The following is a 24901-nucleotide window of genomic DNA, read 5'->3' as shown; positions in this document are numbered from 1 at the left end:
TGTTGAACGGTGGAATAAACCGCTCAACGCTTAAGCTGACGCAGCCACACCCTTGCTGCTTCAGCATCCAATTCGATTTGTTGTTTAAGTGCTTCAAACGACTCAAACTTTTGCTCATCTCGAAGTTTATGCAAAAGTTCCACTTCTAGTTGCTTGCCATATAAATTGGCATGAAAGTCGAATAAGTGCACTTCTAACTGTTGGCGAACACCATTGACGGTTGGTCTTTGACCAATATTAGCAACACCACCAACTGGCTTATTTCCTAAGCCAAGCGCTTGAACAACATAGACTCCGGAAACCGGAGAAACACAGCGTTTCAAAGGAATATTTGCAGTAGGGAACCCAATGGTTCGACCTAGCTTTCTTCCGTGAGAAACACGACCGCTGATGCTGTAGTTTCTTCCCAGCATCTGTTGCGCGGAATGCAAATCGTCACGCGCCAGCGCTTGCCGGATAGCCGTACTGCTGACACGTAATTGTTGTAAACAAAAGCTCTGGGTACTTACGACATCAAAGCCGTATTTTTCCCCTGCTTCCTGCAGCATTGCAAAGTTACCTGTACGGCCTTTGCCAAAGCAGAAATCATCACCAACGACAAGAAACTTAACACCCAAACGCTCGACCAACAAGTCACGGATAAACTCTTCCGCGGTTAAACTTGCAAAATGGCGATTGAAATTGACACACAGTAAGCGGTCAATATCGAGCTTACTCAATTGCACGAACTTATCGCGTAATCGCGTCAACCTTGCAGGTGCCTTGTCTTTGGCAAACAGCTCCATCGGCTGAGGTTCAAAGGTCATCACAACAGAAGGCAAGGATAGCCTGTCCGCTTGCTCAGACACTTGCTGCAATACTTGTTGATGGCCTTTATGGACACCATCGAAATTGCCAATAGTCAGCACACAACCATGATGTCGCGGGTTGATATTGTGAATGCCTCTAATCAGTTCCATTGGATACTGCTTTCTGCCTCTGTTTTACTTTACACTGTGTGAAACTGACGGATTATATACTAATCACCCTCAGTCTGTCCCAGCTTTTAGGTCTTTTAAACGCGCACCAGTTAAAAATAGAACCACTAGGTAAACCACTGCTCCTAAACCGATCAACATCCCTAGCACCGCGCTTCGGTGAGCAAAGCTCCAGCCCAGCCATACTGACATATCTTCCAGTTGCCATAAGATTGCCGCAACCATCGCCGCGCCAGCAATAGCTAAACGTATAATAAAGAAGACGGTTCGCTTAGTGATTTGGTATACCTCTGCGATGTGCAGGCCACGATACAGCAGTGCCATATTCACAAATGCCGATAGTGCTGTCGCGATAGCCAAGCCAACGTAGCCATAGAAGTACGCAAAAATTGCATTAAATACCATGTTGGTCACCATCGCAATGATGCCGTATTTCACTGGCGTTTTGGTGTCTTGACGCGAGTAATAACCCGGAGCAAGCACTTTAATCAGCATAAAGTTCAACAAGCCTGAAGCGTAAGCAAAGAGTGACAATGATGCTTGATGTACGTCTTGTGGCGAAAACTCACCTCGCATGAATAACACCATCAACATAGGTTTTGCCAGTACCATCAAACCAAGCATTGCAGGAAGGCCAAGTAAGATCACCATGCGCACCCCCCAGTCCATGGTTTGTGCGAATCCTTCATTTTGTGCGTCAACATGTTTGCGTGATAATGCTGGTAAAATCACCGTTGCAATAGCAATACCAAACAGACCTAACGGGAATTCCAACAAGCGATCTGAATAGTACAACCAACTGATCGAACCGGTTTGCAGAAAGCTGGCAATAAAAGTATCAAACAACAAGTTGATTTGGCTTACCGACACACCGAACAAAGCAGGAATCATTAAGGTTCGGATCTTCACCACGCCCGGATCGCGCCAGCCCCATTTTGGCTTAACCATAACCCCCGCTTTAATAAGGAAAGGGATTTGAAATAAGAACTGAACCAAACCACCAAGGAAAACACCGATGGCAAGACCAATCTCTGGCTGTGACATCTGCGGCGAGATAAACCATGCTGCCAAAATGATCATTACGTTGAGGAAGACGGGAGTAAACGAAGAAACCGCAAACTTACCTAGTGTATTGAGAATGGCTCCCGATAGGGCAACAAAAGTGATGAACCATAAATAAGGAAAGGTAATCTTGAGCATCACGCTAGCAAGATCGAACTTCTCAGCCGCGGGACCACCATGCATCCAGTCTAGGAACCAACCAAAACCAAACAGTGCAGTCACCACACCGGAACCTAGAACACCTAAGATGGTAACAATTGAGACTATCACCCCCAACGTGCCCGCTGCACGAGCAATGAGCTCCCGAGTTTTATCCATGTCGCCTTGAGCATGGCTTTCCGTTAAAACAGGTACAAACGCTTGGGAAAAAGCACCTTCAGCAAACAAACGTCGTAAAAAATTAGGAATTTTATTGGCGAAGAAAAAGACGTCTGCGCTTGCTCCTGCCCCCATTAAATTTGCCACTACAACATCACGAACTAGGCCAAGAACGCGGGAAATAAATGTCATAGCACTGACGATCATGCCAGACTTGAGTAGTCGTTTACTCACTGTAACCTCGGAATATCACCATAAGACAGCTAACCCTATACTGTTTCTCTGACAGGTGCTGTAAATAGACGTCAAAAATCTATCCGCGGGTTGTAAGGAATAAGTGTGCCTTTCGCGGATAATTATTAGCATTGGTATAAAAATGCTGTTAGAATCCCCGCCATCTTAACCGCGATAACCTCTCTTACCAAAATTTGTTTTGGCTTAGATCGGTTTTTGCACAAATCATTTGACATTTAAGCGCAAATGAGGGATATTCCTCGCCCTTAAATTGTCACAGAACTAAGTTTTTGGGAGTTAGACCCTTGGCAAATAGTAAATCTGCTAAGAAGCGCGCTATCCAAGCTGAGAAACGTCGTCAGCACAATGCTAGCCGTCGCTCAATGATGCGTACTTACATGAAGAAAACTGTTGCTGCTATCGAAGCAGGCGACAAAGAAGCTGCAACTGCTGCATTCGCTGTAGTTACACCTATCCTAGACCGCATGGCAACTAAAGGCCTTATTCACAAGAATAAAGCAGCTCGCCATAAGTCTCGTTTCGCTGCACAAATCAAAGCTCTTTAATAGAGTCCTGATTTTACAGTGAAGAAAAAACCGACCTTGTGTCGGTTTTTTTATATCTACAAAATTTTCTTAATAAAAAAAGCTGGCAATGCCAGCTTTTCTTTTTCTGAATGTCCCATTTAAAGACATCAGCTTATTCATTACCCATATAACGCTCAAACTAGAAAGCACTAATAAAACACTTGAGAACAAAGCAAATTGGTCGATGAGTAGTACCCTATCATCAAAAGTTTAACGCCACTCTCAAATATTCCAACAAGTTAGATTCACACTCTAAGATGAGCAGTATATTAGGACTATTTAATTAATGTTGAGCACTCTCAGCACAATAAAGACTATGCAGTGTTTTTATTAACGCTTTCACTTCATCACTCTTTAATGTGTAGTACACCGTTTGTGCTTCTTTCCTTGTCGTGACTAACTCATCACGGCGAAGCCAAGCAAGATGCTGAGATAATGCCGACTGGCTTAGCTCTAACTTTGCACACAGCTCTCCCACGGACAGCTCTTGGTTATGCAGCATACAAAGGATTTGTAGGCGTCTCTCGTTTGCCATCGCTTTGAGCAACACGACGGCTTTTGCGGAGTTCTGCTCCATTTCTTGTAGATTCATGTGTTGGACCTCTAGCTACAACTTACTTATTCCAACCCTGGCCAGCTTGTTGTGTTGCACTGATTTATATATCTAAGAAAATCAAGATACACTCCCAGAGTCTTCATTATTAGAACCTCTAATTTAGTTGTTAGTGATACACCAATATTATCCACCAAGGATTTTAATTGGTGCGCCATCAATAATTAATAGTTTTGCTCACTAAAACAAGTATCTTGCTTACTTAGATATTATTTAGAATTATATTTTTATTGATAGTAATCTATTTATTTACGCAACGATACGGGTTTACTCAAACATTTGACTGAAATCAGCATCACAAACATTTTTTACCGCGGGGTGTTGGATCATTCGTTCCGCAAAAATCACGTAGTACTCTTCTTTTAGCCCATCGACATGGCCAATTAGCTGTAAATTTCGGTCGTCTTCAATCTCCGACATGTATACGGTCGGTGCCAAGAAAATCACATCATCGTGGTACCGAGCAAAAGCTTTCATCAACGCAACATCATCAAACTCCCCCAGCACATTAGGTTGAAGGCCTTGACGATCAAACCATTGAATAACTTTACGCCCCATAGCCGTTCGGCTCGCGGGAATCAGAAGTTTTTTTTGTTCCAAGATCTCAGGGAATCGCACATTTTCAATTTCAGAAGAAGCAAAAAAGCTCATGCTACTTTCACCTAACTTTTTGCTATAAAGGCCAGGACTTTGAGTAGAATCAACGGGACAATCCGAAAGGATCATATCTAGCTTGTGCTGAGAAAGGCGTTCAAGTAGCAGTTCGTGGGTCGATTCATAACAGCGTAAATGAATACTGTTATCTTCCGGGACGGTCGTCATCAGTACTTTACTGACCAAGCGTTTAGATAATGCATCGGCTACACCAACTTCAAATAGAATGTTCGAGTGCTGGCTGTAATTGACGATATCTAACATCTCATAACTCAAACCGAACATCCGGTCGGCGTACTTAAACACAAGCTGACCTAACTCAGTGGGCTCAACTGTACGACCATTGCGCTTGGTTAACTTTCCTTTCATGCGCTCTTCAAGCGCTTTAATCTGTCCTGTCACGGTTTGCGGTGTCAGGAAGAGCGCGTCAGCCGCCTTAGTTACAGAGCCCTGTTTGCACACCATCCAGAAATAATAGAGATGGTTGTAGTTTAGATGTGACATGATCGAGTCCCGAAAAGAAAGTGATACTTTTTATACCAAATGTGACAGAGACAAACAATAAACTCGACAAAACCATACAATACCTTACAAAAGCATAAGTTTTACCGAAAGTATAAAGTCAACACTGTCATAAAAGTTGAACTGAGGCGCATTTTCTCTACAAAAAAAACGCAAAAACCAAACAAAACGAAATCAAAATTTAACCATTAAAATCAACAAGTTAAAAATTAACTTTCTTCCTCTTTTACGCCATTATCAAAAAGAACAATAAAAATCTCTCACAGCAAGAAATCTGTAATATTACTGAAATATTTATTCTCTAACATCGCCCGCAGATTCAACTACAGACCGAAAAATGAACTGAAAGGTCAACGGAGAAAATTATGATGAACCAAGCTACTTCAACAGTGGCACCAATTTCGAGCACAGCTCGTTGGTTACGCTGGGCTAACTTGGCATTCATGTTATATCTGCTTCTTCTAGCAGTATCTATGGTTGGTAGTGGCTTTAAATGGGCAACTGGCGATCAAGCTAAGGTGCTATTTGAATTTGCCGCACACCCAGTTGCAGGTCTAATGATCGGCTTGGTGGCAACAGCCTTAATTCAGTCTTCAAGTACTGTAACGTCTATTATTGTAGGCTTGGTTGCAGGTGGCTTACCTGTAGAAACCGCTATCCCTATGGTGATGGGTGCTAACATTGGTACCACAGTGACCAATACGCTTGTGTCTCTTGGCCACGTGCGCTGTAAAGAAGAGTTCAAACGTGCATTTGCAAGTGCAACCATTCATGACTTCTTCAACTTGCTTGCTGTCGCTATTTTCCTTCCGTTGGAAATGATGTTCGGCATTTTAGAGAAAGTTTCTCACTGGCTTGTTTCTCCACTGCTTGCTACTGGTGATATGAGCATTAAAGGCTTCAACTTTATTAAACCAATTACAAAGCCAGTCGTAGGCGCAATTAAAGAGCCACTTTCTACCTTCGGTGATACTGTTGGCGGCGTCATGCTTATTGCTTTGGGTATTGCGACTATCTTCGTTGCAATCACAGTGATGGGTAAATTGATGAAGAGCCTAATGGTTGGTCGCGCACGTGAAATTTTGAAAAACGCCATCGGTCGTGGTCCTATTCACGGCATCGTATCAGGCTCAATCGTGACCGTTCTAGTACAATCTTCCTCAACCACGACAAGTTTAATGGTTCCGTTGGTTGGTACTGGCGTGTTGAAAGTACGAGATATCTACCCTTTCACTCTGGGTGCTAACATTGGTACTTGTATTACGGCACTACTAGCAGCGACAGCGGTATCTGGAGAGTTCGCAGTATTCGCACTACAAATCGCTCTAGTCCACTTAGTGTTTAACATCATGGCGACGCTGTTTATCTTTGGAATTCCATTCCTACGTGAGATTCCGGTTAAAGGCGCTGAGATGATTTCTGAAATGGCTATTAAGAATAAAGCTGTTGTTGGTGGTTACCTAATGTCAGTATTCGTTATTCTACCAGGTGCAATTCTAGCCCTAACAACGTAACAACAACGACATACCATCGCTTATTGTTTAGGCTCCACATCGTGGAGCCTTTTTTATGATAATTAAACTGTTCAAATCGATTGTCCGGTGATAATTTGAGCCACATCAGCATGCTTATGCTGAGCTATCTCATTTGGAGTCGACAACATGACGCAGCTTAATGACGCTATTTCTGATCAGCTACTCGCAATAGACGAAAACCTAACCCAACTGGTTGCTGATATTGATATCCTCAGTAGCGTGAATCCTCTTAATTATGCTCAAGAAAGAGAACGTTTCATTAAAAACAAATATTCTCAAGAGCCTAATTTTCAATATTCAATTACTAACGTAGATACCCACAGCGCAAAGCGACGCCTATATGAGCTACCTCTAGAAAACATTCAAGACACCCAACTGCAGAGGCTATACGCGGATGTAATTCAGTCTTATGCAGATAAACTGGATCAAGTGAATACCATCGGCACGCAAGAGTTTCTTTATAACTCCTTACGCTATTATGGGGAACCGAGCGCCAAAGATATTGCCAACGCCCATTTCATATTGCACCTTCCTACAGAAGAAGAAAAAGAACCTCAGCACGATAGCCGTGCAATAGCACGTTTCATGCAAAATTTTGCTCAACGCAATGGGTATGAATGTGAAATACAGGTGTTGGACGGGATGTTAGCAAACGCACTAGTTTCAGGGTCTCGAGTCAAAATTAACCACGCGGCGTACATCACCACTGATGAGCTGGAGGCTCTTGCACATCATGAAATGGGAGTACATCTCCTGACTACGCTTAACGGTCGTCAACAACCGCTAAAAGTCCTGAGCTTAGGTTGTCCTGCCAATACCAACACTCAAGAAGGGCTGGCTATATTATGTGAGTATCTGTCAGGACATTTCAGTATCAAGCGCCTAAGAACCTTAGCCTTACGAGTTCTGGCAGTAGAGTCGATGATCAAGGATCGCGATTTCCGCCATACGTTCATGCTATTAAAAGAACAGTATAAAGCTTCTGATCTTCAAGCATTTACAACGACTGCCCGAGTGTATCGAGGTGGAGGTTTAACGAAGGATTACTTGTATCTTAGAGGATTCCGAGAGGTGCTCAATGCCTATGATAAATTGGGCGATGACTTTTCACTATTGTTGTGCGGGAAAACGGAGCTGAAGTACTTTGAGCTTATCCGTTCATTAGTGAGTAAAGAAATATTCACTCAACCTAAGTTTATTAGCCCGGCACTGTCCAAACCGATGCAGACCAACCCAATTCACCGTTATATTGTCAGTGCACTAAAATAATACCTTCTAAGTACAAAAAAGAAAAAAGCTCCATTCGGAGCTTTTTCTATATCTTGAAGAACGATACTCGTTACACTGAGAATGGGTAACGAATAGGATCGTGATGCTCGTACCCTTCAACCCAAAAGTCATCCAGTGTGACCCATGTTTCCAAATCTTCTAGAGATTTAATCTCTGGGTTGATATGGAACGTCGGCGCTTTTAATGGCTCACGTTTCAACTGAACATCGCGCATCAGTTCAAGCTGGTCTTCATAAATGTGAGCATTCACAATCTTATGAAATGCCTGACCAGGTTTCTTGCCCGTAATTTGCGCAATAATCGCCAAGAACACGTAAACTTGAACCATATTGAAGTTTAAGCCAAGCGGTACATCACACGAACGCTGAGTACTATTCAGGTAAAGCGTATCATCCAGCAATGAAAAATGGTGACTGTACATACAAGGACGCAAGCACCCCATGTGGAACTCACCCGGGTTGTAGAAGTTCAAGATTTCACCGCGGTCATCAACGCCACGCGTTAAGTCATCCACTATCTTACGTAGCTGGTCAACATGACCACCATCAGGTTTCGCCCAGGCGCGCCCTTGAACCCCATAGACACGGCCCATGTCGTCTTCGCCTTTACGGTATGGGTTATTCAACCAGGCATCATTTAGGTTGGCATTGGCATCCCAGGTTTTCGTGCCCAGCTTACGAAAATCTTCCGCATTATCGTAACCACGAATGTACCCTAGTAGCTCTGCAACGGCTGCTTTCCAAAAACTTTTACGTGTGGTGACCAACGGAAATTGATTGTTCGCAACATCGTAGGTTAAATCCGCGTTGATTACGGTCAGGCAGCGCTTGCCTGTACGCTCATTTTCAACCCAAACACCTTGGTCAACGATGCGTTGACACAAATCTAAATACTGTTTCACACCAATACCTTACTTCGTCTTTTGTGGTAATTCGTCTTTGTAATGACCACGTTTGTATGCCCAAACCATCATGAGGACACCGATAACCACCATTGGCAGGGATAAAATCTGTCCCATGGAAATAAAGCCACCGAATAAACCCAAATGAGCGTCTGGTTCGCGCACGTACTCAACTAAGAAGCGGAATGTACCATATCCAGCTAAAAATAGCCCTGAAACAGAACCTAGAGGACGAGGTTTCTTGATAAACCAATTCAAGATGAAGAAAAGTACGATACCTTCAAGCGCCATTTCATAAAGCTGCGATGGATGACGTGGCAGTGGACCGCCATTTGGGAAAACGATCGCCCAAGGCACATCCGTTACTCGGCCCCACAACTCGCTGTTCATGAAGTTACCTAAACGCCCCATACCCAAACCAAATGGCACAAGCGGCGCGATAAAGTCAGCAACACCGAAGAAAGTTCGCCCGTTTTTGTGTGCATACCAGAACATCGCAGTAATCACACCCAGTAAGCCCCCGTGGAAAGACATACCACCGGTCCACACTTTAAATAGATACAAAGGGTCAGCCAGGAAGAGCTCAAAATTGTAGAAAAGCACGTAGCCTACACGGCCACCAATCACCACGCCAAGGAAGCCTGCGAACAACAAATCAGAAACCTGCTCTCGTGTCCAACCACTTCCAGGCTTATCCGCACGTCGGTTCGCTAACCATAGAGCAAACATAAAGCCCACAAGGTACATCAAACCGTACCAACGAACCGAAACAGGACCAATAGAGATTAAAACCGGATCAATATTGGGAAATTCAATATATCCCTGAGACATAAATCATTCTCTTCTTATCACAACAAAATAAATATACCCAAGTAACCTCTAGATGCTTGGTTCAGCGAGAATGACTTGGGTACAAACTTAGAGCAGCATGGTCGCTGCAACAAACATTAAGAACACCGCGAATATCTTTTTTAATACCGCAGTTGGAAGGTTAGTTGCCAGCTTCGCACCCACTTTTGTTGTGAGCATCGAGGCCATAGCAATCGCTAATAAAGCGGGAAGATAAACATAACCAATACTGTATGAAGGTAAGCCTTCCACTTTATAGCCATGTAAGATGAAGCCGATCATACCAGAAATAGCAATCACGCAACCACAAACGGAGGATGAACCCACCGCTTTACGCATCTCTATCCCATGTTTATTTAAAAATGGTACCGACAGTGAGCCACCACCAATACCAGCAAGGCTTGATACGACACCAATTCCCGTGCCGTAAACTACAGTCACAGGGCAGCTCGGCATAGGTTTACTGCTCGTAACTTTAATGGAACGAAACATTTGTACTGACAGGCAAAGAACAATGACACCAAACACTTTCGGCAAATAGTGTGTAGGGATCCACTCAGCAATATTGGCACCAACAAAGCCACCAATGACCACACCAGGCATCAACCATTTTACGACAAACATATCGACATTGCCGAGCTTAAGGTGATTCATCGCCGATGAGCCAGACGTGACAATAATACTCGCTAACGAAGTGGCTAAGGCCATGTGCATACTCATTTCTGGAGAGATCCCAGCAAGAGGAAGCAAATACAACAAGGCAGGAACAACAATCAAACCACCACCGATACCGAGTAACCCCGCCATCACACCCACAAAAGCGCCTAGCGCCAACAATAACAAAAATAAAGAGACGGTCACGATTTCCTACTTTTTACCTGCACGGATAAAGCCCGCAAAGCCCTGTTGAATGAAGAAGTCATGCATCATTTGATGAATGTCCTCCCCATAGGATTTTGTCATTGCTTGCTCCGCTAATTTTTCTAATTCTTCTTGTTGGCTATGACGAATCAAATATTTCACCTTAGCCACATTGGAGGTGTTCATACTCAAACTGGTATACCCTAACCCAAGTAAGAGAAGAGCGCCAAATGGATCACCCGCTAGCTCACCACAAATACACACGGGCACCTGATATTTATCACACACCTCATGGATTTGCTTAAGCGCTAACAGTACCGCAGGATGCATAGATTCATAGACATCCGCTACGCGCGAATTGTTCCTATCTACCGCTAATAAATACTGAGTTAAATCGTTTGTCCCGACAGAAACAAAATCAACACGGTGAGCAATCGTTGGCAACAGATACACCATCGAAGGTACTTCAATCATGACCCCAATTTGTGGGAATTGAATTCTATCATCAAGCAAAACGGCTTCGCTGTGAGCTTGATTAATCAAGCTAATGGCATCGTCTAGCTCTTTTACCCCTGACACCATTGGCAATAAGATACTTAAGTTTCCGCTTTCTGCACTCGCTCTTAACATTGCACGCAGCTGGATCAAGAAAATGTCTGGATGATCCAATGTAAAACGAATGCCACGCCAGCCTAGAAACGGATTATCTTCTTCGATGGGCAAATACGGCAAAGGTTTGTCACCACCAATATCCAAAGTACGCATCACTACTCGTTGATTCGGATAGCTGTTAAGTATTGCTTGGTATTGATGATACTGCTCATCTTCCGACGGAAAGTGATGCTGAAGTAAAAATGCAATCTCAGTTCGGTACAACCCAACACCATCAACACCTGTGTTGATGGCAATATTACTGTCTGCACTGAGTCCCGCATTCAGCATAATTTCGATATGGTGATTATCTTGCGTAACCGCAGGGAGTGCGAGGTCCTTGTTTACCATGGCAAACAATTCAGACTCTTCGCTTACTAAGCTGCGATACTCTCGCAACAACTGACGGTTTGGCTCTAAGAAGATCTCACCCGTATAGCCGTCGACTATCCCGAGTTTGCCATTCACCACATCCGGATTAATGTTGGCGCCCATGACTGCAGGGACCCCAAGAGCTCGAGATAAAATGGCAGCGTGAGAGTTTGCGCCTCCCTCTAATGATACGACAGCTAACAAGAACTCTTTAGGTACAGAAGCGAGCAAGGTGGCAGTGAGTTCATTCGCCACCAAAATAATGGGACGATCAATTGCAGAATTTTCTTGCTCACTGTTGTGCAGAAAATAGAGCAGCCTTTGCCCTAACTCTCGGATATCTTGCGCTCTTTCACGCATGTATACATCCGACATTCTGGCAAATCGATTCGAGTATGACTCTACAACTTGGCGTAACGCCCAGTCTGCCCTATCTCCTTTTTCAATCTGCTTCTTCAAATCACCGCGAAGCATCGGATCATTCAGTAAGTGAGTAAACAGATCGAAGATCGCCAGCGCATCTTTGTTGATTTCACTGTCCAGCTTTTTCCGCATACGGCGAAAGTCATTTAACGCTCGCTCTATGGCCACCAGTAGTGTCTCGTGCTCGCGTTCCTTATCTAACGTGGACGAAGGGAAAACATCCGATAAACTCGGCTGGGTATTGTCGAACCAAAACTCTCCAATCGCGACACCAGTAGACGCAGGCAAACCTTTTAATACCGTGGGTTTAGATGCTAACTGCCAATGCCCAAGATTCTGCGCATGTGCAATGAGCACCGCTAACTGAGCGGATAAGGTAACAAGAAACGATTCTTCCATTTCACTAAACAAGCGCGGCGTTTTTTGTTGGATCACCAACACACCTAAAACTTGTTTACGATGAATGATTGGAGTAGCTAAAAAAGAGTGGTAAATCTGTTCGCCGAGTTGAGGAAAGAATTTGAACTCGGGGTGTTTTGAGGCTTCGGCAAGGTTAAGGGGTTCAGCGCTTCGTTTTACCAACCCAACCAAGCCTTCATTGAAGTTGATATGAATACTATCACCTTCAAAAATAAGGCCTTGAGTTGCCATTAACTCAAGGCGCTGCATTTCTTCATTAGCAAGATAGATAGTACAGCACTCAGTACTAAGGGCAGCACAAGTCTCTTTCACCAATATATCGAGTGCCAGATGCACATCATCGACCCTAGAGACTTTCTCAACTATTTCCCTTAGCTGACTGAGCATGATTATCCTCTACGTTGCTTTTTTCTTTTCCCTTTCGCTTTTCTCTCTCGAAAAGGCATGGCTAAGGATGCAAATTCTTTCATCGCTCGTCGATAAACATCTCGCTTGAAAGAAACAACTTGCCTAACTGGATACCAGTAACTTACCCAGCGCCAACCATCAAATTCAGGGGATTTTCCGCGTTGCATATTAATGCGAGACTCATCGCATTCTAATCTCAGCAGAAACCATTTCTGTTTTTGGCCGATACAAACAGGCTTGGAGTCCCAACGCACCAATCGCTTTGGTAGCTTATATCTTAACCAATGACGACTTGTTGCAATGATCTTAACGTCTTTTTTCGTTAAACCGACTTCTTCGTATAACTCCCTGAACATGGCTTGTTCAGGGGTTTCACCTTCGTCAATCCCACCTTGTGGAAATTGCCATGAGTGTTGCCCGTATCGTTTAGCCCAGAAGACCTGACCATGGTTATTACATATCACAATACCAACATTAAGTCGGTAACCATCGCCATCTATCACTGGCTAACCTCTATGAATAAATTTTTTATTACCGTGATTTTTCCACATATCCCCATTACTAGCAAACTTACTGATGTGATATGAGCAAGATTTATTACCTTTTCAGCATTTTTGGATATCTTTTAATCAAACCATACCTTATCAACACAAGAGTGAGACATTGCCCACATTTATTCACCTTTTCTGTGAATAACTTTGTGAAGAATTCAATTCAAATGAGTAATTCAGTTCAATCCCATCAAATGAAAAACAAATGAATAAACAAAAAAACAAACATAAAACATTGATAAAAAAGTATTTATTTTTAAAAATAACGATAATTCGATCTTCAATTTCTTGATGATCTTTTCACCAAACTCAGATCGGTCAAAGATCCACCAACAGGCTATTTATCCACACTTACCTGCTATTCGTTTAGATGATTACAACAAAATCAACCCCAAAAATGCATTTTAACCCCTGTTTATTCATACAGACCTCGTCAGGATCTTATCAATACCTCCTCCACCTGTGGATAAGTTATGAATTGATCGTTCTTACACCGCCTCGGTGAAATCTTAAACAGTAGATTTGGTCGGAGTTTGATAAACTATATTTTTTGTAATACCACCTTGTAACTATGAAACCAGAACCACAAACAGAAGCAGAGCTATTGGAACGAGCGCATGATATGGCAGGACTCAGTTTTGCTGAGTTGGCCGCCGAGGCGAATATGATTGTTCCTGAAAACTTAAAACGTGATAAAGGTTGGGTGGGTCAATTACTCGAATGGCACTTGGGCGCTCCAGCTGGCAGTAAACCTCAACAAGATTTCGCAAAACTAGGGATCGAGTTGAAAAGTATTCCGATCAGTTACTCTGGCAAACCTTTAGAAACAACCTTTGTTTCTGTGGCCCCCCTCACTGGTGTTCATGGTCTTACATGGGAAACAAGTCATGTTCGAAACAAGCTATCTCGTGTGCTTTGGGTACCCGTAGAAGGAGAACGAGAAATCCCACTCGCTGAAAGACGTGTGGGCAGTCCACTCATTTGGTCACCAGATGAAGAAGAAGAACGGATTTTGCGAAATGACTGGGAAGAGTTAATGGAGATGATCGTCTTGGGAAGATTTGATCAAATTTCCGCCAGACACGGAGAAGCGCTGCATCTTCGCCCTAAAGCCGCAAATGCAAAAGCGCTCACCGAAGCATATAACTCAAATGGTAAGCCGATGAAAACTCTGCCCCGAGGCTTTTACCTTAGAACACAGTTTACTGAACAGATCTTACTCAAGCACTACATTAACACTCAACCAGAATAAAACTATATCAGCTATTTAGTGCGTCACGAGCGATAACTCAATATCGCAGTACGAGGCTGCCTCTTCAGTGCCACATTCGTCATACGCATTACGCAGCCTTAAATACGCTTTATCGACCCCTAGCCTCAATAATTCTTCTTTTACTAAGTCTAGAGAGCCAAAATGTATCGGGTCTTCACCGTCTTTAATCGGCTCAAGTTGATGCTTGTACTCCACAGCTAAAAGATAGTCAGAGACATCAGAACACCCAATCACAAATACTTTGGGAGTTTTATAAGTATCTTTATGTGGACCATGTAGCCACATGTCCAATTGATGCTTCTGCATAACATACCTCCTTCACACGATTATTTAAGTGTAGTTAGGCTAACTGTAGCTTTCGAGTTTGCTCTCCCTTTATACGTAAATCATTTGCGATTGCGGCTAAAAATCCCCTATATTGGAGTCACTTATTTAGTCGGTAACTCTTCAAGGACGTGATATGCAATACACAAAACTACCGCACTCATCACTTGAGATCAGTAAAATCTGCCTCGGCACTATGACGTTTGGCGAGCAAAACACAGAAAAGGACGCCTTTGAACAGCTCGACTTTGCCCTCGATCATGGGGTGAACTTCATCGATACCGCAGAGATGTACCCTGTACCGCCAAACTCGGAAACACAAGGGCTCACCGAGCAATACATCGGTAATTGGTTAGCAAAAAGCGGCAAAAGAGAGAAAGTAGTACTGGCAACAAAAGTGGCAGGCCCTCGCAATGTTCCTCACATTAGAGACAACATGAGCCTTAATCGTCGCCACATCCATACAGCAATTGATGACAGCCTTAATCGTCTACAAACCGATTATGTCGATTTGTACCAACTACATTGGCCGCAGCGTCAAACCAACTGCTTTGGTCAACTCAACTACCCATACCCTGACAAACAAGAAGAAGTCACGTTAATTGAAACGTTGGAAGCGCTTACTGAATTAGTGAATGCAGGTAAAGTGCGCTATATCGGCGTATCCAACGAGACGCCGTGGGGTGTGATGTCGCTATTGCGTTTGGCAGAAAAACACGATTTGCCAAGAATTGTCTCCATTCAAAACCCATATAACTTATTGAACCGCAGCTTCGAAGTTGGCTTGTCTGAAATCAGCCATTACGAAGGCGTTCAGTTACTTGCCTACTCTCCTTTGGCATTTGGCTGCCTGAGTGGTAAATACCTAAACGGGGCAAAACCTGAAGGCGCTCGATGCACTAAGTGGGAGCGTTTTGCGCGCTACTTCACTCCGCAAGGTGTTAAAGCGACCGAAGCTTACGTCAATTTAGCTCAAGAGCATGGTCTAAACCCTGCACAAATGGCGCTCGCGTTTGTCAATCAGCGTCCATTTGTTGCTTCTAACATTATCGGAGCAACAAACCTAGACCAATTAAAAGCCAATATCGACAGTATTGATTTGCAACTTAGCGACGAACTACTTACTGAAATTCAAGCAATAGGTACAACTTACTCGAATCCTTGCCCTTAACAGTACCACCTTCAAACGAAAACAGCTGATCTTCAAGATCAGCTGTTTATCCAATGAAGTCATACTTCATATAAAAAGTTAAGCGTGTTGAATGACTCGTTAGCAACTCAGTCAGCCCAACACGCTAACGATTACGTCATTATTCGCGACGTTAAGACTCGACGAAGGTGACGAACTCGACGTTCAACTTTTACTGCATCCGGAACATTGGCACGTGTAGAACGACCATCGCGATCTAAACCAATATCTCTCAATAGATGAACATTCGTCCATGGAATATCATGAGCAGTTCGGCGTATGGTGCGCTGCCATTGCTTTTCTTCGCGTTTAAGGTCTGCTTTCAATAGCAAAGTGGCCAATTGTAGGTAAATAGAGTGACGCATAATATTTTCTCCGATTATCGATGTATTCGACTGGGAAAAATAGTGCGTAAAATGAACAGAAATATTCTGTTGATACTAAGCCGCTACTTTTCCGCAGCCTAGTAATAAATATGATAGGTTACGGATTAATTTTTATCTTGTGAGCCAGTGGTATTGGTATCATCCGATTTAAGGGTTATCGGAGCGATAGGCATACGATCAGCGCAAGCAGTGGTGTTAACAACGTAATGTTTCATCTTGCGCCTCCTAGCTAAAAATTAATCCGTTTATGAAAGGTATAACTCATTGAGTTACGGTTAAATTGTAAGCTTTGATGGATATATATCAAACATTTTTTGCCTTTTTGATTAAAAACAAATCAATACACCGCAATTTAGTTTCATATACTTTTACGTATAACATATTCACCTGAGGAATATATAAATTTGCGGATTTTATAAATCAAACCAAACAAAAATAAAAAGAGCGGCTCTGTGGCCACTCTCTTTTATTGTATTTATTCGCCTATTTAACACAGGGAAAGGCCAACTACATGGCTTGTTCGGAAATCAAGTTATGTTTATTAAGTAGTCGATACATGGTTGCACGCGAAACTCCGAGCTCTTTCGCCGCATTTGAAACTTGACCAGAATGAGATTCCAAAACAACCAGCAACGCATCACGTTCACTCTTCTCTCGGATTGATTTCAAGCTGCGCTTTGAGTCATTACGTTGAGGTAAATCTAAGTGATGCTCTTCAATCATTACGCTGTCGGACATTAATACCGCTCGCTTCACTTGGTTCATCAGCTCACGCACATTTCCAGGCCAGAAATAACGTGTCAGTGCCTTGAATGCATCCTCAGAAAAGCTTTTTGCTTGCGAGTTGTACTCTTTTGAGAACTCTTGTAAGTAGAAACGAGCCAGCAATGCGATGTCACTCGCACGTTCTTTCAAGCTAGGGACATTGATGCGCAAAACGTTGATGTAATGGTAAAGCTCTTCATTGAAGTCACCGTCAATCAAAGCTTTTTCAACATCTGACGAGTTAGCAGCAAGAATACGCACGTTAACCGCTTTTACGCCATCTTTGGTATCAATGGTGCCTTCTTGCAAGAATCTCAGCAGATTCATTTGCTGCTCTTTTGAAATGGTAAGAATGTCGTTAAACAACACGGTGCCGCCATCTGCTTGTTCAAGCAGGCATGCTTCCATATCTTCATCGGCGTTAATACCAAATACTTCAGCTTGGAAACGTTGTTCATTGAGTGCGCGACAGTTAATTGCCATAAACGGTTTATGAGAGCGTGAAGAGACTTTATGGATGGCCCTAGCAACCGCCTCTTTACCAGTCCCACTTTCCCCAGAAATCAGAATACTGACGTCCGTTGGACCAATGCGCTTCACTTGATCGCGTAAACGTTTCATCGGGATAGATTCACCGATCAAACCCATATCTAAACTGCTACCAAAACTAGGCCAAACTTTTTTCTCCAACTTAAGCATGCCAAGCTGGTGACCTATTGTGCTTAATAACTGTGCATCTGGGATCGGCGCTGTGAAAAAATCGATACAAAAGTTAACAATGAACTGGCATATGGTGTCAGTGCCAAGCTGAGATTCACGAATAAACGCTAACCAACGTACGTGTTTGTGAGAGCTGACTAAGTTCGCCAAACCATTCAAGCTGAACTCGTCATGGCTGAGATCAACAATACCGATACATGGACCAATATCTTCTAACAGCGTATTAGCTTTGCGTAAGTCACCTACTTGGTGACACTTCCAGCCCACTTGCTCCAGTACCGATAACCAAGGCTCATAAGTACCGCCAACTACCACAAGCGATCCCGGGATGGAATCCATCTTAAACTGCCCAGCCATTCTCTAACCCTTTTTCATTGTTAATAGAAATTTTGTGCCACAAACTTATCTTTGCGAGCGGGTAACATTATCGAGACTCCGCCCCCTCACGTCTGTCTCAGTATTAAGACTATGCAATAGATTGAGATTTGGCGAATGTTTATTTGCATATCCCATTAAAAAGCAAATGCAACAACTTGAATTAACTTAACTAAAAGGCAAAAAAAACCACCCGAAGGTGGTTTTTTACTCATCCTATCGAATTACGCTTGCGGACGCATTGCAGGGAATAGGATCACGTCACGGATAGTGTGCGTGTTAGTCAGTAGCATAACCAAACGGTCGATACCGATACCTTGGCCTGCTGTTGGCGGTAGGCCGTGCTCTAGAGCAGTGATGTAGTCTGCATCGTAGAACATTGCTTCGTCGTCACCAGACTCTTTCGCTTCAACCTGTGCTTTAAAGCGTGCATCTTGGTCTTCAGCATCGTTAAGCTCTGAGAAACCGTTCGCTACTTCACGGCCACCGATAAAGAACTCAAAGCGGTCTGTAAAGAACGGGTTATCGTCGCTACGACGAGCTAGTGGAGAAATATCTGCTGGGTAACCAGTGATGAACGTAGGCTGCATTAGCTTAGGTTCTGCTGTTTCACCAAAGATCTCTTCAAGAAGCTGACCACATGTCCAGAAAGGTTCTACTTCAACGTGAACAGATTTCGCGATAGAAACCATTAGATCACGGTTTTGTAGGTCTTCTTCTGTTAGCGCTTGGATTTGCGCGTGGTCTGGGTTGTAGTGCTTGATTGCTTCGAACATGCTCATACGAGTGTAAGTACCACCAAACTCAACCGTTTCATCACCGTAAGGCATTGACGTTGAACCTAGAACTTCTTGCGCCACTGAGCTTAGTAGTTCTTCAGTTAGGTCCATCAGATCTTTGTAGTCTGCGTACGCCATGTAGAATTCCATCATTGTGAATTCTGGGTTGTGGCGTGGAGAAAGGCCTTCGTTACGGAAGTTACGGTTGATTTCGAATACGCGATCAAAACCACCAACAACTAGACGCTTCAGGTATAGCTCTGGCGCGATACGTAGGTACATTGGCATGTCTAGTGCGTTGTGGTGCGTGATAAATGGACGCGCACTCGCACCGCCAGGGATAACGTGCATCATTGGCGTTTCAACTTCCATGAACTGCTTAGAGATCATGAAGTTGCGGATTGCAGACATTACTTTAGAACGTACTACAAACGCTTGACGAGAGTCTTCGTTAACGATCAGGTCAACGTAACGTTGGCGATAACGCATCTCTTGGTCAGTTAGACCGTGGAACTTCTCTGGAAGTGGACGTAGTGCTTTGGTTAGCAACTCGTACTCTTCCATGTTCACGTATAGGTCACCTTTACCAGACTTATGAAGTGCACCTTTAACACCGATGATGTCACCGATATCTAGACCTTGGTATTTTTCTTTAAGTACTTTTTGAACCGCTTTGTCAGCATAAGCTTGGATACGGCCAGAAGTTTCTTGAATTACCAAGAATGGACCACGTTTAGCCATGATACGGCCTGCGATTGCTACTACGTGGTTAAGCTCTTCTAGCTCTTCCTTCGTCTTTTCACCGAACTCTTTCTGAAGGTCGCCCGCTAGTGCGTCACGACGGAAGTCGTTTGGATGGCCGTTCGCTTTGCAGCTCTTTCGGATTGCATCCAGTTTAGCGCGGCGTTCAGCAATCAGCTTATTTTCTTCTAGTACAGTTTCGTTTTGAACAGCATCAGTCATTTTCGATGTATCCTGTTTTTGTCGGTGAAAAGCTTTATAGACCTGATTTCAGGCTAGCTTCAATAAATTTGTCCAGATCGCCATCAAGAACCGCTTGAGTATTACGGTTTTCAATGCCCGTACGGAGGTCCTTAATACGTGAGTCATCCAATACGTAAGAACGGATCTGGCTACCCCAGCCAATGTCAGACTTAGCGTCTTCATTAGCTTGTTTTTCCGCATTTTGCTTTTGCAATTCAAGCTCAAATAGCTTCGCTCGAAGCTGTTTCATTGCCTGATCTTTGTTCTTATGTTGAGAACGGTCATTCTGACACTGAACCACTGTGTTCGTAGGTACGTGCGTAATACGTACCGCAGATTCTGTGGTGTTTACGTGCTGACCACCTGCGCCTGACGCACGGTAAACGTCAATGCGTAGGTCGGAAGGATTAATGTCGATGTCGATGTTTTCATCAATCTCTGGATAGATGAACGCAGAAGCAAATGACGTATGGCGACGACCGCCTGAATCGAACGGAGATTTACGAACAAGACGATGAACGCCCGTTTCAGTGCGTAACCAACCGTACGCATACTCACCAGAGATGCGAACTGTTGCCGACTTAAGACCCGCGACTTCACCTTCAGAGACTTCAATCACTTCAGCTTTGAAGCCCTTCGCTTCTGCCCAACGTAGGTACATACGCAGCAGCATGTTAGTCCAGTCTTGTGCTTCTGTACCACCAGAGCCAGCTTGCAAATCGATGTAACAATCAGAGCTATCGTGGTCGCCAGAGAACATACGACGGAATTCAAGCTTTTCTAGCTTCTCTTCCAACTCAGCAAGTTCTGGTTCAATTTCGTCAAATGTTTCTTGATCTTCTTCTTCTACAGCCAGCTCAAGAAGACCTTCTACATCTTCCACACCTTGCTCTAGTTGATCAATGGTTTCAACAACCGCTTCTAGTGATGCACGCTCTTTACCCAGTGCTTGCGCACGCTCAGGTTCGTTCCATACATCTGGTTGTTCAAGTTCTGCGTTGACTTCTTCTAGACGCTCTTTCTTCGCGTCATAGTCAAAGATACCCCCTCAGGACATTTGTGCGCTGAGACACGTCCTGCAGACGGTTTTTAATTGGATTGATTTCAAACATGTTTACTCAACATTTTAGAATAGAATTTAACCGAGAAATTCTACTGAAAAATGTGACCGAGATACAGGAAAATTTCGGATGAGAAATCAGATTGCGGTGAGAGAGAGCACGGTCATAAAATTTTACACCCACTTCGGGGCAACCGTACTCTATAAGAAAGGTTAATCTAGGTATTACTTAGCTTCGATATGATCGATCATCAATTGCAATGATTGATTACCACGAAATTCATTCACATCCAACTTATACGCGAGACGTACTGTTTTAACCGATGCATCTGGCCATCGGCGTAGATCAACATTGAATGCAATGCCGTCGATCATCACATTGGTAGGGTGACCTTTATAAAGCGGCTCTAACATCAATTTAAGATGCTTCTCACCCACCAGCTTTTGATGCAGTACTTTAAACTCACCATCAAAGATTGGCTCTGGGAAAGCTTGTCCAAAAGGGCCACCCGATCGCAGCTGTTCAGCAACATGCATAGAGAACTCTTCCGGCTTAAGTTCACCATCTGACATGATCACGCCTTTTAGCGCCGCTTCATCGAGTTCCTTTTTTACCACTTCATCAAACAAACGACTGAAACGCTCAAAATCCTGCTCTTTAATCGTTAAGCCTGCTGCCATGGCGTGTCCACCAAACTTGATGATCAAACCCGGGTTTTGCGTGTCGATGAAATCCAACGCATCGCGCATGTGTAGCCCCGGAATAGAACGACACGAGCCTTTAATCGTCCCTTCTCCGCCATCAGCAAATGCAATGACTGGACGGTGAAACTTCTCTTTAATGCGCGAAGCCAAAATACCAATCACACCTTGATGCCAATCACGTTGGAATAAGGCTAGGCCATAAGGAAGCTCATTGCCTTCACCAAACTGAAGGCGCTCACAGAAAGCCATCGCTTCTTGCTTCATGCCTTCTTCAATCTCTTTACGAGTCTGGTTCAAGCCATCCAATTCACTTGCCATGCGACGAGCTGCGTGGATGTTGTTACACATCAGCAGTTCAACACCGAAAGACATGTCATCAAGACGACCTGCAGCATTAATACGTGGACCTAAAGCAAAGCCAAAATCGGACGCAACTAAACGACGCGCATCGCGCTTCGCGACCTCAATTAACGCTTGGATGCCGGGACGCGCTTTGCCCGCACGAATACGTTGCAAACCTTGGTGTACAAGAATGCGGTTGTTTTCATCCAATGGAACGACGTCGGCGACGGTACCCAGTGCAACAAGGTCAATCAGTTCCATCAACTTGGGCTCTTGCATCCCCTGTTCTGCAAACCAATTGTGTTTTCGCATATGAACGCATAGTGCCATCATGAGATAAAACGCGACCCCCACACCCGCAAGCGCTTTAGATGGAAAGCTACAGCTCTCAAGGTTTGGGTTCACCATTGCATCCACATCAGGCAACACTTGTCCTGGTAAGTGGTGATCGGTAACGAGCACGGTAATGCCATTTTCTTTTGCGTAACGCACACCTTCGATTGATGAGACGCCGTTATCCACCGTCATGATCATCTCAGCGCCAAGCTCTAACGCTTGGTCAACGACTTCTGGGCTTAACCCATAACCGTCTTCAAAACGATTTGGCACTAGGTAATCCACATTGTGACTACCAAGCATACGCAGCGCGAGTACTGATAATGCTGAGCTTGTCGCACCATCAGCGTCAAAATCACCGACAACGATGATGCGTTTTTGTTCTTTTATCGCCTGAAACAAAAGATCGACAGCTTGCTCAATCCCCCCGAGTTTTTGATATGAATGCAACCCACGGGCCGACGTTTCTAATTGTGAAAGATCCGTTATCCCACGGTTGATGTAGATACGTTTAAGAATCGGAGGTATGGAATCAGGAAGAAGGGAAAGATCTGGTTCAGGACGTCGTTGAATTTCTATCATGCTTGAAAGAGCCGACAACTTTGCCGGCTCTGCTCCTAAAGGATTATAGTTGCTTTAAACGTTTCAATAGCTCTGCAGGTGGTAGGTAGCCACCAACCATTTCGCCATTCGGTAAGAAGATTGCTGGCGTACCAGAAATACCCAATTGGCGACCTAGATTGTAATGCGCCTGGATGGTTTCTTTACACTGTTTCAAGTCTTTCGCAGGGTTATCAAATGTACGATTCACTTTCGCGTTGTGCATTGCCGACGCCGGATCTTCAGCACACCAAATCGTTGCCATTTGCTCTGCCACAGGGCCAGTTGCACCTTGGCGAGGGTAAGCCATGTAACGCACTGTAATACCTAGATCATTATAGCCTTGCATTTGGCTATGCAGACGCACACAGTAACCACAGGTGATATCAGTGAATACGGTCACAACGTACTTTTCATCGTCGGCTTTGTATTCGATCATGCTATCGGAGAACTGAGCAATTTTCTCGGCGTTAAGCGGCGCTTGACGCTCTGCTATGACATCTTTGTAACTGCCATCATCATTAATGGCATAAAGCGTACCGGCGATAAAATGGCTACCATCATTTGAAGCAAACAGGATCCCGCCATTGGTTTGAATTTCCAATAAGCCAGCGACTTCTGATGGTTGAATATCAACGATAGATAAACCAAGCTTTGAGAACTTAGTTTTTAATGCTGCTTCATCAAAGCCGCTTTGTGCAGCTGGCGCCACTTGTTGCGCAGGAGTCTCCGTTTGAGCCTGACTTTCTTCTGCACCACAAGCGGTAACAAAAAATGGTAAAGTCAGCAGAGTTAGTCGGCGTAATACGCTCATGAAATTCACCTTAATGTAAAATCGTTTTTCCAAGAAGACATGGATGAATCTAACCATTGTTATGCTCTTGGGTGGTGTTGACTGTGGATCTGCTTCAATCGTTCAGTCGCCACGTGAGTATAAATTTGCGTGGTCGATAAGTCACTATGTCCTAAAAGCATCTGTACGACCCTGAGATCTGCGCCATAGTTCAATAAATGCGTGGCAAAGGCATGACGCAGTACGTGCGGCGACAGCTGATCAGTATCAATCCCTGCTATCAAAGCATAGTACTTAATACGGTGCCAAAACGTCTGACGAGTCATTTGTCTTGCGCGTTTACTAGGAAAAACAATATCAGATGATGTATCACCAAGTAACGCAGGGCGCCCTTGTTGAATGAACGTCTCGATCCAATCAACCGCGTTTTCCCCCATAGGAACCAGGCGTTCTTTACCACCTTTACCAGTCACGCGCACCACCCCTTGGCGCAAGCTAACATTTTCCATGGTCAAACTGACGAGCTCTGTCACACGCAACCCTGTCGCGTAGAGTAGCTCTAGCATCGCTTTATCGCGCAATTCTATAGGGTCATTCGGGTCTGGCGCTTCGAGCAACGCGTCCACTTGCTCTTCACTAATATCTTTGGGTAAACGTTGTGGCAGTTTAGGACTAACCAAAAGCGCACTCGGGTCATCAGCACGCACCTTCTCACGATGCAGGTATTGAAATAAACGGCGAATCGCCGACAACATACGCGCACGAGACGTCTGTTTGTAATCTAAATCTACAAGGTGGCTTTGATATTCTTGCAAGCCAGACAAACTGATAAAATCAAGACGGTATCGATGTTTTTCCATCCACACGAGCAGCTTCATTAAATCGTTTCGGTAGGAAGCCAACGTGTTCTCTGATAGGCCACGCTCCATCCACATCGCATCTAAGAATTGCTCAACAAGCGAAAAATCTTGTTGATTGACAGGCTGTTGTGCCGTCATGAATGCTTCCTTATCTGTTTATATTTACAGTATTTAGATTAAAG

Annotated in this window: 22 protein-coding genes; 5 read left to right on the top strand and 17 right to left on the bottom strand. The window is 44.0% G+C overall.

Translation table 11 applies throughout. The features are described 5' to 3' along the window. Nucleotides 1-23: 23 nt before the first annotated feature. Both ribF and murJ read right to left on the bottom strand, forming a co-directional pair. On the bottom strand, nucleotides 24-959 hold the full coding sequence (ribF, locus tag R7127_RS19780; RefSeq protein ID WP_005381933.1) for a bifunctional riboflavin kinase/FAD synthetase: 936 nt from the start codon (nucleotides 957-959) through the stop codon (nucleotides 24-26). Between the two features lie 69 nt (nucleotides 960-1028). Continuing rightward, the gene (gene murJ / locus R7127_RS19775) at nucleotides 1029-2591 is read right to left on the bottom strand and encodes a murein biosynthesis integral membrane protein MurJ (protein WP_206971425.1); all 1563 of its coding nucleotides are present in this window, start codon (nucleotides 2589-2591) and stop codon (nucleotides 1029-1031) included. 305 nt (nucleotides 2592-2896) lie between these two features. Between murJ and rpsT the strand changes: the two genes are divergently transcribed. Beyond that, on the top strand, nucleotides 2897-3157 hold the full coding sequence (rpsT, locus tag R7127_RS19770) for a 30S ribosomal protein S20 (RefSeq protein WP_005381938.1): 261 nt from the start codon (nucleotides 2897-2899) through the stop codon (nucleotides 3155-3157). A gap of 304 nt (nucleotides 3158-3461) precedes the next feature. Here the strand turns inward: rpsT and R7127_RS19765 are convergent, their stop codons facing one another. Then, nucleotides 3462-3770 (bottom strand): ArsR/SmtB family transcription factor, encoded by a 309-nt coding sequence (locus R7127_RS19765; RefSeq protein WP_005381940.1) that lies wholly within the window; start codon nucleotides 3768-3770, stop codon nucleotides 3462-3464. 288 nt (nucleotides 3771-4058) lie between these two features. Next, on the bottom strand, nucleotides 4059-4949 hold the full coding sequence (nhaR, locus tag R7127_RS19760) for a transcriptional activator NhaR (protein ID WP_005381942.1): 891 nt from the start codon (nucleotides 4947-4949) through the stop codon (nucleotides 4059-4061). Between the two features lie 386 nt (nucleotides 4950-5335). Here nhaR and R7127_RS19755 point away from each other — a divergent pair, with 386 nt between their 5' ends. Together R7127_RS19755 and R7127_RS19750 are read left to right on the top strand one after the other, a co-directional pair. Continuing rightward, the gene (locus R7127_RS19755) at nucleotides 5336-6481 is read left to right on the top strand and encodes a Na/Pi symporter (protein ID WP_025768431.1); all 1146 of its coding nucleotides are present in this window, start codon (nucleotides 5336-5338) and stop codon (nucleotides 6479-6481) included. A gap of 147 nt (nucleotides 6482-6628) precedes the next feature. After that, on the top strand, nucleotides 6629-7771 hold the full coding sequence (locus R7127_RS19750) for a flavohemoglobin expression-modulating QEGLA motif protein (protein ID WP_017636169.1): 1143 nt from the start codon (nucleotides 6629-6631) through the stop codon (nucleotides 7769-7771). Nucleotides 7772-7841: 70 nt separating this feature from the next. Here R7127_RS19750 and R7127_RS19745 read toward each other — a convergent pair whose 3' ends face one another. The 5 genes from R7127_RS19745 to rppH all read right to left on the bottom strand — a co-directional run bounded on the left by R7127_RS19745 (nucleotide 7842) and on the right by rppH (nucleotide 13180). Then, the gene (locus R7127_RS19745; protein ID WP_017636170.1) at nucleotides 7842-8693 is read right to left on the bottom strand and encodes a thymidylate synthase; all 852 of its coding nucleotides are present in this window, start codon (nucleotides 8691-8693) and stop codon (nucleotides 7842-7844) included. 9 nt (nucleotides 8694-8702) lie between these two features. Next, nucleotides 8703-9524, bottom strand: coding sequence for a prolipoprotein diacylglyceryl transferase (gene lgt, locus R7127_RS19740; protein WP_005381948.1), 822 nt, complete (start codon nucleotides 9522-9524; stop codon nucleotides 8703-8705). Nucleotides 9525-9611: 87 nt separating this feature from the next. After that, nucleotides 9612-10403 (bottom strand): sulfite exporter TauE/SafE family protein, encoded by a 792-nt coding sequence (locus R7127_RS19735; RefSeq protein WP_172563369.1) that lies wholly within the window; start codon nucleotides 10401-10403, stop codon nucleotides 9612-9614. Between the two features lie 6 nt (nucleotides 10404-10409). Continuing rightward, nucleotides 10410-12656, bottom strand: coding sequence for a phosphoenolpyruvate--protein phosphotransferase (ptsP, locus tag R7127_RS19730; RefSeq protein ID WP_005385966.1), 2247 nt, complete (start codon nucleotides 12654-12656; stop codon nucleotides 10410-10412). A gap of 2 nt (nucleotides 12657-12658) precedes the next feature. Then, entirely contained in the window at nucleotides 12659-13180 is a 522-nt protein-coding gene (rppH, locus tag R7127_RS19725) for an RNA pyrophosphohydrolase (RefSeq protein WP_005381953.1), read from the bottom strand. A 619-nt stretch (nucleotides 13181-13799) separates the two neighbouring features. Between rppH and mutH the strand changes: the two genes are divergently transcribed. Next, complete coding sequence (mutH, locus tag R7127_RS19720; RefSeq protein WP_017821501.1) at nucleotides 13800-14480, top strand: DNA mismatch repair endonuclease MutH; 681 nt, start codon at nucleotides 13800-13802, stop codon at nucleotides 14478-14480. A gap of 15 nt (nucleotides 14481-14495) precedes the next feature. On the opposite strand, the gene R7127_RS19715 is transcribed toward mutH, so the two are convergent. Continuing rightward, entirely contained in the window at nucleotides 14496-14807 is a 312-nt protein-coding gene (locus R7127_RS19715) for a DUF6482 family protein (protein ID WP_005381772.1), read from the bottom strand. Nucleotides 14808-14961: 154 nt separating this feature from the next. Here R7127_RS19715 and R7127_RS19710 point away from each other — a divergent pair, with 154 nt between their 5' ends. Beyond that, nucleotides 14962-15996 (top strand): NADP(H)-dependent aldo-keto reductase, encoded by a 1035-nt coding sequence (locus R7127_RS19710; RefSeq protein ID WP_005381774.1) that lies wholly within the window; start codon nucleotides 14962-14964, stop codon nucleotides 15994-15996. Between the two features lie 131 nt (nucleotides 15997-16127). Here the strand turns inward: R7127_RS19710 and R7127_RS19705 are convergent, their stop codons facing one another. The 7 genes from R7127_RS19705 to xerD form a co-directional block, all read right to left on the bottom strand. Next, nucleotides 16128-16379: a hypothetical protein gene (locus R7127_RS19705; protein WP_005381776.1), complete on the bottom strand. Its 252-nt coding sequence runs from the start codon at nucleotides 16377-16379 to the stop codon at nucleotides 16128-16130. A 528-nt stretch (nucleotides 16380-16907) separates the two neighbouring features. Further along, entirely contained in the window at nucleotides 16908-18242 is a 1335-nt protein-coding gene (vpsR, locus tag R7127_RS19700) for a cyclic-di-GMP-binding transcriptional regulator VpsR (RefSeq protein WP_017635067.1), read from the bottom strand. 242 nt (nucleotides 18243-18484) lie between these two features. Next, nucleotides 18485-20002 (bottom strand): lysine--tRNA ligase, encoded by a 1518-nt coding sequence (gene lysS, locus R7127_RS19695; RefSeq protein ID WP_005382861.1) that lies wholly within the window; start codon nucleotides 20000-20002, stop codon nucleotides 18485-18487. A 34-nt stretch (nucleotides 20003-20036) separates the two neighbouring features. Continuing rightward, nucleotides 20037-21135, bottom strand: a protein-coding gene (gene prfB, locus R7127_RS19690) for a peptide chain release factor 2 (RefSeq protein WP_100068604.1) whose coding sequence is annotated in 2 segments (ribosomal slippage) — nucleotides 20037-21059 and nucleotides 21061-21135 — 1098 coding nt in all. Because the reading frame shifts where the segments join, the coding sequence is not laid out codon by codon here. Nucleotides 21136-21308: 173 nt separating this feature from the next. Then, nucleotides 21309-23048, bottom strand: a complete 1740-nt coding sequence (gene recJ / locus R7127_RS19685; protein ID WP_017821504.1) for a single-stranded-DNA-specific exonuclease RecJ — start codon at nucleotides 23046-23048, stop codon at nucleotides 21309-21311. Nucleotides 23049-23091: 43 nt separating this feature from the next. Beyond that, nucleotides 23092-23880, bottom strand: coding sequence for a bifunctional protein-disulfide isomerase/oxidoreductase DsbC (gene dsbC, locus R7127_RS19680; protein WP_172563370.1), 789 nt, complete (start codon nucleotides 23878-23880; stop codon nucleotides 23092-23094). Nucleotides 23881-23939: 59 nt separating this feature from the next. Then, nucleotides 23940-24857, bottom strand: a complete 918-nt coding sequence (xerD, locus tag R7127_RS19675) for a site-specific tyrosine recombinase XerD (RefSeq protein ID WP_005381788.1) — start codon at nucleotides 24855-24857, stop codon at nucleotides 23940-23942. Nucleotides 24858-24901 lie beyond the last annotated feature (44 nt).

It is taken from the genome of Vibrio sp. 1159 (assembly GCF_033340395.1).
In the GTDB taxonomy this organism is placed as follows: domain Bacteria; phylum Pseudomonadota; class Gammaproteobacteria; order Enterobacterales; family Vibrionaceae; genus Vibrio; species Vibrio alginolyticus.
Note: the sequence above shows the minus strand (reverse complement) of the source record. Positions and strands in the feature narration are given on the sequence as shown.

Excerpts from the sequence above, each read along its gene's own strand:
- recJ (WP_017821504.1), bottom strand. The coding sequence starts at position 23,048 with ATGATAGAAATTCAACGACGTCCTGAACCAGATCTTTCCCTTCTTCCT.
- lysS (WP_005382861.1), bottom strand. The coding sequence starts at position 20,002 with ATGACTGATGCTGTTCAAAACGAAACTGTACTAGAAGAAAATAAGCTG.
- vpsR (WP_017635067.1), bottom strand. The coding sequence starts at position 18,242 with ATGGCTGGGCAGTTTAAGATGGATTCCATCCCGGGATCGCTTGTGGTA.
- lgt (WP_005381948.1), bottom strand. The coding sequence starts at position 9,524 with ATGTCTCAGGGATATATTGAATTTCCCAATATTGATCCGGTTTTAATC.
- R7127_RS19710 (WP_005381774.1), top strand. The coding sequence starts at position 14,962 with ATGCAATACACAAAACTACCGCACTCATCACTTGAGATCAGTAAAATC.
- xerD (WP_005381788.1), bottom strand. The coding sequence starts at position 24,857 with ATGACGGCACAACAGCCTGTCAATCAACAAGATTTTTCGCTTGTTGAG.
- R7127_RS19705 (WP_005381776.1), bottom strand. The coding sequence starts at position 16,379 with ATGCGTCACTCTATTTACCTACAATTGGCCACTTTGCTATTGAAAGCA.
- R7127_RS19765 (WP_005381940.1), bottom strand. The coding sequence starts at position 3,770 with ATGAATCTACAAGAAATGGAGCAGAACTCCGCAAAAGCCGTCGTGTTG.
- ribF (WP_005381933.1), bottom strand. The coding sequence starts at position 959 with ATGGAACTGATTAGAGGCATTCACAATATCAACCCGCGACATCATGGT.
- R7127_RS19715 (WP_005381772.1), bottom strand. The coding sequence starts at position 14,807 with ATGCAGAAGCATCAATTGGACATGTGGCTACATGGTCCACATAAAGAT.
- mutH (WP_017821501.1), top strand. The coding sequence starts at position 13,800 with ATGAAACCAGAACCACAAACAGAAGCAGAGCTATTGGAACGAGCGCAT.
- R7127_RS19750 (WP_017636169.1), top strand. The coding sequence starts at position 6,629 with ATGACGCAGCTTAATGACGCTATTTCTGATCAGCTACTCGCAATAGAC.
- dsbC (WP_172563370.1), bottom strand. The coding sequence starts at position 23,880 with ATGAGCGTATTACGCCGACTAACTCTGCTGACTTTACCATTTTTTGTT.
- ptsP (WP_005385966.1), bottom strand. The coding sequence starts at position 12,656 with ATGCTCAGTCAGCTAAGGGAAATAGTTGAGAAAGTCTCTAGGGTCGAT.
- R7127_RS19755 (WP_025768431.1), top strand. The coding sequence starts at position 5,336 with ATGAACCAAGCTACTTCAACAGTGGCACCAATTTCGAGCACAGCTCGT.
- nhaR (WP_005381942.1), bottom strand. The coding sequence starts at position 4,949 with ATGTCACATCTAAACTACAACCATCTCTATTATTTCTGGATGGTGTGC.